This is a genomic window from Staphylococcus gallinarum, from assembly GCF_000875895.1.
GTDB lineage: Bacteria > Bacillota > Bacilli > Staphylococcales > Staphylococcaceae > Staphylococcus > Staphylococcus gallinarum.
Map to the genome: position 1 here is coordinate 311,873 of NZ_JXCF01000003.1, position 12,485 is coordinate 324,357.

10 protein-coding genes are annotated in these 12,485 nt (G+C 34.7%); all 10 read left to right on the forward strand.

The genetic code is table 11. The annotated features are described in order from the left end of the window. The first annotated feature begins 70 nt into the window (after positions 1 to 70). The 10 genes from fakB1 to uvrB all read left to right on the forward strand — a co-directional run bounded on the left by fakB1 (position 71) and on the right by uvrB (position 12,480). Complete coding sequence (gene fakB1, locus SH09_RS03440) at positions 71 to 934, forward strand: fatty acid kinase binding subunit FakB1 (RefSeq protein ID WP_042738223.1); 864 nt, start codon at positions 71 to 73, stop codon at positions 932 to 934. A gap of 282 nt (positions 935 to 1,216) precedes the next feature. Beyond that, positions 1,217 to 2,299, forward strand: coding sequence for a DEAD/DEAH box helicase family protein (locus SH09_RS03445; protein WP_042738224.1), 1,083 nt, complete (start codon positions 1,217 to 1,219; stop codon positions 2,297 to 2,299). After that, positions 2,292 to 2,966 (forward strand): ComF family protein, encoded by a 675-nt coding sequence (locus SH09_RS03450; protein ID WP_042738225.1) that lies wholly within the window; start codon positions 2,292 to 2,294, stop codon positions 2,964 to 2,966. Before SH09_RS03445 ends, SH09_RS03450 begins: the two co-directional genes overlap by 8 nt. Before the next feature lie 66 nt (positions 2,967 to 3,032). Next, positions 3,033 to 3,611: a ribosome hibernation-promoting factor, HPF/YfiA family gene (gene hpf / locus SH09_RS03455; protein WP_042738226.1), complete on the forward strand. Its 579-nt coding sequence runs from the start codon at positions 3,033 to 3,035 to the stop codon at positions 3,609 to 3,611. A 295-nt stretch (positions 3,612 to 3,906) separates the two neighbouring features. Beyond that, on the forward strand, positions 3,907 to 6,444 hold the full coding sequence (gene secA / locus SH09_RS03460) for a preprotein translocase subunit SecA (RefSeq protein ID WP_042738227.1): 2,538 nt from the start codon (positions 3,907 to 3,909) through the stop codon (positions 6,442 to 6,444). 220 nt (positions 6,445 to 6,664) lie between these two features. Continuing rightward, positions 6,665 to 7,775, forward strand: a protein-coding gene (gene prfB, locus SH09_RS03465) for a peptide chain release factor 2 (protein WP_107512795.1) whose coding sequence is annotated in 2 segments (ribosomal slippage) — positions 6,665 to 6,736 and positions 6,738 to 7,775 — 1,110 coding nt in all. Because the reading frame shifts where the segments join, the coding sequence is not laid out codon by codon here. A gap of 380 nt (positions 7,776 to 8,155) precedes the next feature. Further along, positions 8,156 to 9,085 (forward strand): COG3942 and LysM peptidoglycan-binding domain-containing protein, encoded by a 930-nt coding sequence (locus tag SH09_RS03470; protein WP_042738229.1) that lies wholly within the window; start codon positions 8,156 to 8,158, stop codon positions 9,083 to 9,085. Between the two features lie 229 nt (positions 9,086 to 9,314). Beyond that, positions 9,315 to 9,956, forward strand: coding sequence for a YfbR-like 5'-deoxynucleotidase (locus SH09_RS03475; protein ID WP_042738230.1), 642 nt, complete (start codon positions 9,315 to 9,317; stop codon positions 9,954 to 9,956). A gap of 5 nt (positions 9,957 to 9,961) precedes the next feature. After that, complete coding sequence (locus SH09_RS03480) at positions 9,962 to 10,192, forward strand: CsbA family protein (protein ID WP_042738231.1); 231 nt, start codon at positions 9,962 to 9,964, stop codon at positions 10,190 to 10,192. 305 nt (positions 10,193 to 10,497) lie between these two features. Beyond that, positions 10,498 to 12,480, forward strand: a complete 1,983-nt coding sequence (gene uvrB, locus SH09_RS03485; RefSeq protein ID WP_042738232.1) for an excinuclease ABC subunit UvrB — start codon at positions 10,498 to 10,500, stop codon at positions 12,478 to 12,480. Positions 12,481 to 12,485: the final 5 nt, after the last annotated feature.

The window sequence follows — 12,485 nt, forward strand, 5'->3', positions numbered from 1 at the left end:
TTTAAAAATAAATTTTCTTTTAACTAAAAATAATGTATTATTGTTGTGAGTATAATGAAGGAGGATTATGATGAAGATTGCTGTTTTGACAGATTCTACAAGCTATCTATCACAAACATTAATTGATAAATATAATATAAGAGTTGCCCCTTTAAGTGTTACGTTTGATACTGGGGAAAATTTCGTTGAAAATGAATCTATTTCTAGATTAGAATTTTATGACAAGATGAAGACATCTAAAACTATACCAACAACAAGTCAACCTGCTATTGGTACTTTTATAGAGCATTTTGAAGCATTACGTGGAGAAGGGTATACCGACGTCATCTGTATCTTCTTATCATCTGGTATTAGTGGTTGTTATCAAACTGCTACACAAGCTGGTGAAATGATTGAAGGCATCAACGTACATACCTTTGATTCGAAGTTAGCAGCCATGATTGAAGGCAGTTACGTCTTGCGTGCTATCGAAATGGTTGAACAGGGAAATAAACCTGATCAGATTCTCGAAGAATTAAATCGCATGATTGATGTTACGGGGGCCATTCTGATGGTAGATGATCTGAAAAATTTACAAAAGAGTGGACGAATTACAGGTGCGCAAGCATGGATTGGTACAATGTTAAAAATGAAGCCTGTTCTAAAATTCGATGACGGTTTAATTGTTCCAGATGAAAAGGTAAGAACTAAAAAGCGTGCATTGAAAAAAATTATTGAAAAAGTAAATGAACATATTCAAGGCTTTGATGAAGTGACCTTACATGTTGTCGTGGGTGACATCGAAGAAGATGGTGAGTGGTTGTACAATGAAGTGCAAAAGACATTCCCACAACATAAAATTCACAAATCATATTTTGGACCTGTTGTCGCTGCACATTTAGGTTCTGGTGGCATAGCAGTAGGGTACGTTGGTAGAAATATTCGCTTAGATTAAGAACATATAGAGATAAAGACATGACATGCTTCGGTAATGTGATGTCTTTTTTTAATTAAAGGAGGTAGATTTAATATACATTATTATGGAAGGTTAGTAACAGATCGCAAGTTATTAACGACAGAAACGATTCATGAAGTAACTACAGGTGTATGTGACATTGGAGGTCAGTGGCATTGTAAACAATGTGAAACAACAGTTCAGCAACACTTTTATACGTATCGGTCGGATTGTCTAAATAAAGCAATTGTTTATTGTCGAAACTGTATTTCTCTTGGAAAAATGGATAGTCATCATCAAGTTTATATCACTGTAACAGGGCATAAAAAGAGTGAAGCAGCTTATGATTTACCTTTCAAGTTATCTCCCCAACAACATTATGCCTCTGCAGCAATTGTGACGGCATTAATGAAACGTCAAGCGCTATTACTATATGCTGTCACAGGTGCTGGTAAAACTGAAATGATATTTGAGGCGATTCATCAAGCAAGAAAACAAGGTTTAAATGTAGCTATCGTATCTCCACGTGTCGATGTGATAATTGAACTGCAAATCAGAATACGAGAGGCCTTTCACGATGAACAAATCGATGTGTTGTATCAAGGACAAAGGCAAAAATTCGATGGACATTTTGTTATTGCTACTGTGCATCAATTAATGCGCTTTAAAGGTCATTTCGACTTTATTGTTGTGGATGAGGTTGATGCATTTCCATTATCAATGGACCCTACACTGATGTCAGTCATTACTGCTGCTCAAAATGAAGATGGTAGTGCAGTTTATATGACTGCTACACCAACACCATGGTTAATCAAACAATTTGATAAATCACACATCATTAGATTGCCAGCGAGATTTCACCAATACCCCTTGCCAGTACCTATTTTTAAATACTTTCGAATTATCCCTCATAAAAAGCAATTTAAGTTTTTAAGTTTATTAACCCAACAAATACAAGCTAAACGGTATACACTTGTATTCTTTCATAATATTGAAATAATGGAATATATGTATCAAATTTATCACAAAGATATTGAAACGCTTACGACTGTACATAGTCAAGATCCATATCGGTTGGATAAAGTTGAGGCATTAAGAAGCGGACAATATCGTGTTGTATTTACAACGACAATTTTAGAGCGTGGATTCACGATGGCTAACTTAGATGTAATTGTTGTAGACAGTCATAAATTTTCAAGTAGTGCATTAATACAAATAGCTGGGCGGGTTGGTAGAAAAATGGCATCACCAACTGGTTTAGTCATGTTCTGTCATCAAGGTATTACATTTAAGATGATTAAAGCACGAAGTACAATTGTGCAGATGAATAAACTCGCACGTAAAAAGGGGTGGATTCATGATTAAATGCCTCCATTGTAGAGGTTATTTTACCGAACCATTAAATGCAGTTACATTGTTCAAACCAGCTACACTATTTTGTAAACAATGCACAAAACTTTGGGAAAAAGTGAAAATAAAAGATAATATAAAGCGTTGTTCGAGATGTTTAAAGTATTTAAGTACAGAAGAACAGACATGTTTAGACTGTAAATACTTAGAAAGCAATTATACGTTAATGGATCAATTATATTGTCAATTTCAATATGATGGCGTAATGAAGGATTTGATAAAGCGATATAAATTTGATAAAGATGTTGCCTTGTGTGAACAATTCGCATCAATGATGAACTTACCAAAGCAACACTATGATTTAATTATACCGATACCATCACCCAAGGAACGCGATTATCAAAGAACCTTTAATCCTATTAGGATGGTACTGTCACAAATGCGTATACAATATAAAGCAGTGCTTACGATGGATTATAGAGAGAAACAGGCGAATTTGCCAAAAAGTAATCGAATTAATGCGCGTAATCCATTCCATGTCATAGACGATATTGATTTAACTCATGCACAAGTATTGTTGGTAGATGATATTTATACGACTGGATTAACGGTGCATCAAGCTGCGGAAAAGCTTTTTATTAGAAAAATCAGAAAATTCGATGTGTTTACGTTTGCACGGTAGCATAAACGTGGTATTATATGAGTAAGCAATATTACCAATATAGAGGTTTTAAAGGAGTCGATTACTATGATTAGATTTGAAATTCACGGAGAGAACCTCACTATTACTGATGCGATTCGCAACTATATTGAGGAGAAAATTGGTAAATTAGAACGCTATTTTAACGATGTGCCAAACGCAACTGCGCACGTTAAAGTAAAAACATATCAAAATTCAGCTACTAAGATTGAAGTAACTATTCCATTGAAAAATGTTACTTTGAGAGCTGAAGAACGCCACGATGATTTATACGCTGGCATTGATTTAATCAATAATAAACTTGAAAGACAAGTAAGAAAATATAAAACACGTGTTAACCGCAAAAAGCGTAATCGCGGTGAACAAGAAGTGTTCGCTTCACTACCAGAAGAAAATGAAGCTGAACAATTAGAAGCCGAGCCAATTGAAAATGATGGTGACGGTGATATCGAAATTATCCGTGCAAAGAACTTCAGTTTGAAACCTATGGATTCAGAAGAGGCAGTATTACAAATGGATCTTTTAGGGCATGATTTCTTTATTTTCACAGATCGTGAAACTGATGGAACTAGCATCGTATACAAACGAAAAGATGGGAAATATGGATTGATTGAAACTACTGATTAATCTTTGTACTTTCTATAAATGATTTGTACGCAGGGCGTTCATGATTATGTTAAATCGTGGACGCCCAATTTTTGTTATGTTACTATGAAATAATTTGAAAGTGAAATATAATAGTACATGCAAAGTTATATCAATGGGTAGTATTTAATTAAGGCAATACAATGATATTAATGAATTGACACATATATGTTAATAAAGTAGGAAATAGAGAGGTCTATAAGTGTAAATTTAGGCTTATAAATGATATCATAAATTGTTGTAAGCTAAGAGTTATTAAGCTAAAGGAGCGAACAAAATGGGTTTTTTATCAAAAATTGCAGATGGCAATAAAAAAGAAATAAAACGCCTTGGCAAATTAGCCGATAAAGTCCTTGCATTAGAAGAGGATATATCGATATTAACAGACGATGAAATTAAACAAAAAACGCAATCATATCAAGAAAGATTGCGTGATGAAGAGGACATTAAGAAACAAAATAAAATATTAGACGAAATTCTACCGGAAGCATTTGCATTAGTAAGAGAAGGTGCAAAGCGTGTCTTTAATATGAGTCCATATAAAGTTCAAGTTATGGGTGGTATCGCGATTCATAATGGTGATATCTCTGAAATGAGAACCGGTGAAGGTAAAACTTTAACAGCAACGATGCCAACCTACCTCAATGCGTTAACAGGTCGTGGGGTACACGTTATTACTGTCAATGAATATTTAGCAAGTAGTCAAAGTCAAGAAATGGCGGAATTGTATGAGTTCCTTGGTTTGACGGTTGGTTTGAACTTAAATAGTAAGTCTACCGAAGAAAAACGTGACGCTTATGCAAGTGATATCACTTATAGTACCAATAATGAACTTGGTTTCGATTATTTACGTGATAACATGGTGAATTATGCTGAAGAGCGTGTAATGAAACCTTTAAACTATGCCATCATTGATGAGGTAGACTCAATCTTAATCGATGAAGCACGTACGCCATTGATTATTTCTGGTGAAGCGGAAAAATCTACTTCATTATATACACAAGCTAACGTTTTCGCTAAGATGTTAAAAAATGAAGATGATTATAATTATGACGAAAAAACAAAGGCAGTTCAATTAACAGAACAAGGTATCGATAAAGCAGAGCGTATGTTCAAAATCGATAACCTCTATGATGTTAAAAACGTAGAAATCATTAGTCATATCAATACAGCATTGCGCGCACATGTGACACTGCAAAAAGACGTAGATTACATGGTAAATAACGGCGAAGTATTAATCGTCGATCAATTTACTGGACGTACAATGCCTGGTCGACGTTTCTCAGAAGGTCTGCACCAAGCCATTGAAGCTAAAGAAGGTGTGACGATTCAAAACGAATCCAAAACCATGGCCTCAATTACATTCCAAAACTACTTCAGAATGTACAATAAACTATCTGGTATGACAGGTACTGCTAAGACGGAAGAAGAAGAGTTCCGCAATATTTATAATATGACGGTAACACAAATTCCTACCAATAAACCTGTACAACGTCAAGATAAACCGGATTTAATTTATATTAGTCAAAAAGGTAAATTCGATGCAGTCGTTGAAGATGTCATTGAAAAGCACAAACAGGGTCAACCGGTACTATTAGGTACAGTAGCAGTTGAAACGAGTGAATATATTTCAGACTTATTAAAGAAAAAAGGTATTCGACACGATGTATTAAACGCTAAAAACCATGAACGAGAAGCAGAAATTGTAGCAGGCGCAGGTCAAAAGGGTGCTGTAACAATCGCTACAAACATGGCTGGTCGTGGTACGGATATTAAACTAGGCGATGGCGTTGAAGAACTTGGTGGTCTTGCTGTTATTGGTACCGAACGTCATGAGTCACGAAGAATTGATGATCAATTACGTGGACGTTCTGGTCGACAAGGTGACAAAGGTGATAGTCGTTTCTACTTATCACTACAAGATGAATTAATGGTGCGTTTCGGTTCTGAACGTTTACAAAATATGATGAACCGTTTAGGCATGGATGATTCAACACCAATAGAATCAAAAATGGTGTCACGTGCTGTAGAATCTGCCCAAAAACGTGTTGAAGGTAACAACTTTGATGCACGTAAACGTGTACTTGAATATGATGATGTATTACGTAAACAACGTGAAATTATCTATACAGAGCGTAATAGTATTATTGATAGTGATTCTAGTGGTGAATTAGTCGAAGCAATGATGCGTGCTACTTTAGAACGCAGTGTACGTTACTATGTAAATGACGAAGAGGACGAACCAGATTACGAACCATTTATCAACTATGTGGATGATGTATTCTTAAGCGAAGGTGCTTTGAAAGAATCAGAAATAAAAGGTAAAGATAATGATGATATCTTTGAAATTGTATGGGCAAAAGTCGAAGTTGCATTTAAAGATCAAAAGGAAAAAATAGGCAGTCAATTCGCAGAATTTGAGCGCATGATTCTATTAAGATCTATAGATGATCATTGGACAGACCATATCGATACAATGGATCAGTTGAGACAAGGTATTCATTTACGTTCTTATGCACAACAAAATCCATTACGTGATTATCAAAATGAAGGTCACCAATTATTTGATACAATGATGGAAACAATAGAAGAAGATGTAAGTAAATATATCTTGAAATCTGTCATTACTGTTGAAGATGATATTGAACGTGACAAAACGACTGATTTCGGTAAAGCTGAACACGTATCAGCAAATGCTGAAGATGGTAAAGAAAAGGTAAAGGCTCAACCTTACGTTAAAGATGAGCATATTGGTAGAAATGATCCTTGTCCTTGTGGCAGCGGTAAAAAATATAAAAACTGTCATGGCGCTTAGGTGATTTAAGCGTGACAGTATGAAACCGGAAGCATTGATTTGTGATTATCAACTTCCGGTTTTATTTTGAAAATGAGTGTGAGTTTAACATATAATAACCATGATGCTCGTATACTATTGAAACGGAGTGAACCATTTATGTAGCTTTAGTTAGCTTTTCTTCAATCAATTGTTATGTAATAGTAAGTAAATTTTCAATTATAATAGGAGCGATGTTTAGATGGAATTATCGGAAATAAAAAGAAATATAGAGAGTTATAATGAAAAATTAGAGCAACTTAGGGGGTCTCTTTGACTTAGAAGAAAAAGAGACGAATATTCAAGAATATGAAGAAATGATGGCTGATCCAACATTTTGGGACAATCAAGATAAAGCACAAGAAATAATTGATAAAAATAACGCTTTGAAAAGTATTGTTAATGCATATCGTGATCTAGAAGCACAAATTGAAGATATGGAAACGACAAGAGAATTATTACTTGAAGAAGAGGATGCAACGATGAAAGCTGATTTAGAAACGTCAGTCCAACAATTCAAAGATAATTTGGACCAATTTGAATTACAGCTCTTATTAGATGGACCATATGATGCAAACAATGCCATCGTCGAGTTACATCCAGGTGCTGGTGGTACAGAATCACAAGATTGGACAAACATGTTATTACGTATGTACCAACGTTATTGTGAACAACAAGGCTTTAAAGTAGAGATTATGGATTATTTACCAGGTGATGAAGCTGGAGTTAAAAGTGTGACATTTGCTGTGAAAGGTCACAATGCATATGGGTATTTAAAGGCTGAAAAGGGTGTACACAGATTAGTTCGTATTTCGCCATTTGACTCATCTGGAAGAAGGCATACGTCCTTTGCATCTTGTGATGTTATTCCTGAATTTAACAATGCGGATATTGAAATCGATATAAATCCAGACGATATCACAGTAGATACATTTAGAGCATCAGGTGCTGGTGGTCAACATATTAACAAAACAGAATCTGCAATTAGAATTACTCATCATCCGTCTGGAATTGTTGTTAACAACCAAAATGAACGCTCACAAATTAAGAACAGAGAAGCTGCCATGAAGACATTGAAATCTAAACTATATCAATTAAAATTAGAAGAGCAAGAACAAGAAATGGCAGAAATACGTGGTGAACAAAAAGAGATTGGCTGGGGTAGCCAGATTAGATCTTATGTGTTCCATCCATATGCAATGGTCAAAGATCATAGAACGAATGAAGAAACCGGTAAGACTGATGCGGTCATGGATGGTGAAATTGGGCCATTTATTGAAGCATACTTACGTAGTCAAATGGATCATTCATAATACAATAGTTTTATAAATCATTTTATGCCTTATATACAGTTGTGCATCTTGCAACTGGCTTATAAGGCATTTTTATTATATAGAGGTGGCATTGTTGTCAGCAATAGTACAATAATTTATGCAGAAATTGATATGATGTTCTAATTATATGCTTCTATCATCTAGTTATATTACATGAGCTTATATATGAAGGGTGCAATTTTAGTAATATTAAGCTAGTAAAGCTAGTTATACCATAGCTTTCTTAAGGGATTTTATTTTACTGCATATAGGACTAAATAACCATTGTATTACAGTCTGTTAACAGTTCAATAAGGCAAAAGATTTTGTGCTATATTAAATTTGTATAATAATAAGACAGCAAAGGAATGAACATAACAATGAAGAAAGGTTTAATAGTTACTGCATCGACGACGGCACTGTTTTTAGGTGTGAATCATATAGCGTCAGCGGAACAAATACATACAACATCTTCGGAGATGGAACTTACGCAAATTGCTGAAAGATTTGCTACCAATATCGATGAAATTAAGGCGCTAAACAATTTGGATGATAGTGTGACTTCTATTGCGACTGGAACAAAAGTGGTCGTGCCTGATCGTGATATCGTAGAAGTATTAAGTGGCGACACACTTACAAATATCGCCAATAAGCATGAGATATCATTAGATGACTTATTTAAATTGAATCCACAGATTACAGAAACGATTCATCCGGGGCAACTTATTGCTATATCGGAAGCAGGTTCAAAGCATTTATATAATGATGATAAAGCAAGCTGGGGGACACCAGATGCATTACAACAACCAACAGATGAAAGTGATTCGCAAATATTGACACCGAATTATCCTCAGAATGATGTGGCTCAACCAACTCAATTTTCTAACTATCAATCGTGGAATAATGATGTAAATAGTAATTATTCCAATGCTTATCAATATGACGCCAATCATTATTACAGTGGACAACAAAGTATTGGCCGTAGTGGTGGCACTAATTACTATGATAATGGTCAGTGTACAAGTTACGCATTTGATAGACGTAGTCAATTAGGTAAGCCTGTAAGCAATTTATGGGGTAATGCCAATCAATGGGCAAATGCAGCTAGACAAAGTGGTTATGAAGTTAATCATACGCCAGAAGTAGGGGCAATTATGCAAAGTACATCTGGTCCAAATGGACATGTTGGTGTGGTAGAACATAAAAATACCGATGGATCCATTGTTGTTTCTGAAATGAATTGGCAAGGCGTCGGACAGAAATCATATCGTACGATACAACAACCTAGTGCGTATAACTATATTCACTAGTAACAATTTAAAAATAATATCTAATATGAGATAAAGCCATACTGTTATATTACGGTGTGGCTTTATTTTAACGATAAAAATTTATATGAAATCTTAATAAACTGAAAAGATAGAAATTCTAAATTGCTAATTATTTGTTTAACAGCTATTTGATAAGACATTTTGATTGTTGAATGATATTATAAAAGCAAGTATAATCATTCATTAAATAAACTTAGGAGGCGATATCATGGGCGTACATCAATACTTTAAACGTTTATCTGATTTAGAAAAATTAATTCGATTACCAGGCCAATTCAAATACTTTGAACATAATGTTGCTGCACATTCATTTAAAGTAACTAAAATTGCTCAATATCTTGGAACTGTCGAAGAATATCATGGCAATGAAGTGAATTGGAAAAGTTTATATGAGAAAGCACTAAACCATGACTTTGCTGAAGTGTTTACAGGTGATATTAAGACACCAGTTAAATATGCGAGTGGAGAATTAAAAAAACTATTCTCACAGGTTGAAGAAGAAATGGTAGATCATTTTATTAACGAAGAAATTCCTGAAGCATACCAAGATATCTATCGTGAAAGGTTACAAGAAGGTAAGGATGATTCCTTAGAGGGTCAAATCTTATCGGTAGCAGATAAAATTGATTTATTATATGAAACATTTGGAGAAATACAAAAACGTAACCCGGAACCATTGTTTTTTGAAATTTATGAGATGTCTTTAGAAACAATTATGCAATTTGATCATTTAAGTTCCGTGCAAGATTTTATAGATAATATTATTCCAGAGATGTTAACTGAGAACTTTATTCCACGTGCCGAACTGAGAGAAACAACGATGACAATCCTAAATAATAGAAATGGGTGACATAGATGATTTGGTATATGCTTGCGGCATTTTTTCCATGCATATTAGTCGTACTATTTAGTGTGCTGACGAGAAATAAATGGGTCGGCACTATTTTGACACTCATCTTAATTGGGGCATCTGTTGCCAAAGGCTTTTTTCATAATGAATGGATCATATTTATTGATGTCGTGTCATTATTAGCGGGATATATTATTATCGATCAACTCGAATTTCATAAGCATGATGTTGATTAATGATAAGTTACAAGCAATCTAGTTGTAAAAATGACTTGTAAACTATAAAATAATTACCTTCTTAAAATAAATAAAGCAATAAATTAAGGCAAACATGGTAAGATACTATGTTTGTTTTTTGTTGTTTACACATGTTAAAATAACGAACAAACGTTTGTCTTTTTGTGCATAAATCTGTTAAAATATAGAATAAGGTTATACACTATACACAATAATTTACAATTTAGTAGACAAATCAATATTAAAGCATAGAACTTTGCGTTACATTTGTCACATAAGAAAATATATAGGAGGCGTGTGTCAACATGGAACACTATCCATTTAAACTACAATCCAATTTCGAGCCACAAGGTGATCAACCAGAAGCGATTAAAGAAATTGTCAAAGGTGTAAATGAAGGGAAACGTCATCAAACATTACTTGGTGCGACGGGAACTGGTAAGACATTTACGATGAGTAATGTTATCAAAGAAGTCGGCAAACCGACGTTAATCATAGCACACAATAAGACATTAGCAGGTCAATTATATAGTGAATTTAAGACATTTTTCCCTGAAAATAGAGTAGAGTATTTCGTAAGTTACTATGACTATTATCAGCCGGAAGCATATGTACCATCTACAGATACTTTCATTGAAAAGGATGCATCAATCAATGATGAAATTGATCAACTACGACATTCTGCTACAAGTGCTTTGTTTGAACGAGATGATGTCATCATAATTGCCAGTGTGAGCTGTATTTATGGTTTAGGTAATCCGGAAGAATATAGAGATTTAGTTGTAAGTGTACGTGTAGGTATGGAAATGGATAGAAGTGAGTTACTGAGAAAGTTAGTTGACGTCCAATATACTAGAAACGACATTGATTTCCGAAGAGGTACCTTTAGAGTACGCGGTGATGTTGTTGAAATTTTTCCTGCTTCTCGTGAGGAAATGTGTATTCGAGTTGAATTTTTCGGTGATGAGATTGATCGTATACGCGAAGTCAATTATTTAACTGGAGAAGTATTGAGAGAGCGCGAACATTTTGCAATTTTCCCGGCATCCCACTTCGTAACACGTGAGGAAAAGATGAAATCTGCAATACAAAGAATTGAAAATGAATTAGCAGAACGTTTGGAAGAATTGAGAGCGGAAAATAAACTACTAGAAGCGCAGCGGTTAGAGCAACGTACGAATTATGATTTAGAAATGATGCGAGAAATGGGCTTTTGTTCTGGTATAGAAAACTATTCCGTTCATTTAACATTGAGACCAATGGGCTCGACACCATATACCTTACTTGATTATTTTGGTGACGATTGGCTGGTTATGATTGATGAATCTCATGTGACATTGCCACAAATTCGTGGTATGTACAATGGTGACCGTGCACGAAAGCAAGTCTTAGTTGATCACGGATTCCGTTTGCCAAGTGCTCTGGATAACAGACCGCTTAAGTTTGAAGAATTTGAAGAAAAAACAAATCAGCTGGTCTACGTTTCTGCAACACCAGGACCTTATGAACTAGAGCACACAGACGAAATGGTACAACAAATTATTCGACCAACTGGCTTGCTTGATCCTAAGATTGAGGTCCGACCTACGGAAAATCAAATTGATGATTTACTTGGCGAAATTCAAGAACGAATAGACCGAAATGAACGTGTACTAGTTACGACATTGACGAAGAAAATGAGTGAAGACTTAACGACATATATGAAAGAAGCAGGAATTAAGGTTAACTACTTACATTCGGAAATAAAGACATTAGAACGAATTGAAATTATTAGAGATTTACGAATGGGTACCTATGATGTAATCGTCGGGATTAATTTGCTTAGAGAAGGTATAGATATACCAGAAGTATCACTTGTTGTAATTTTAGATGCTGATAAAGAAGGTTTCTTAAGATCAGAGCGTTCATTAGTTCAAACAATTGGACGTGCTGCGCGTAATAGTAAAGGTGAAGTAATCATGTATGGAGATAAAATTACGGATTCTATGAGATATGCGATTGATGAGACAGAACGTCGTCGTAATATTCAAATGGCATACAATGAAAAACATGGTATTACACCAACGACCATTAATAAACAAATCCATGACGTTATTAGCGCGACAGTAGAAAATGATGACACAAATGAAAAACAACAAACAGAAGTACCTAAGAAATTAACGAAGAAAGAACGCGAAAAAACAATTGCCAATATAGAAAAGGAAATGAAACAAGCCGCCAAAGATTTAGATTTCGAGAAGGCGACAGAATTGAGAGATATGTTATTTGAATTAAAAGCAGAAGGGTGAAGTAT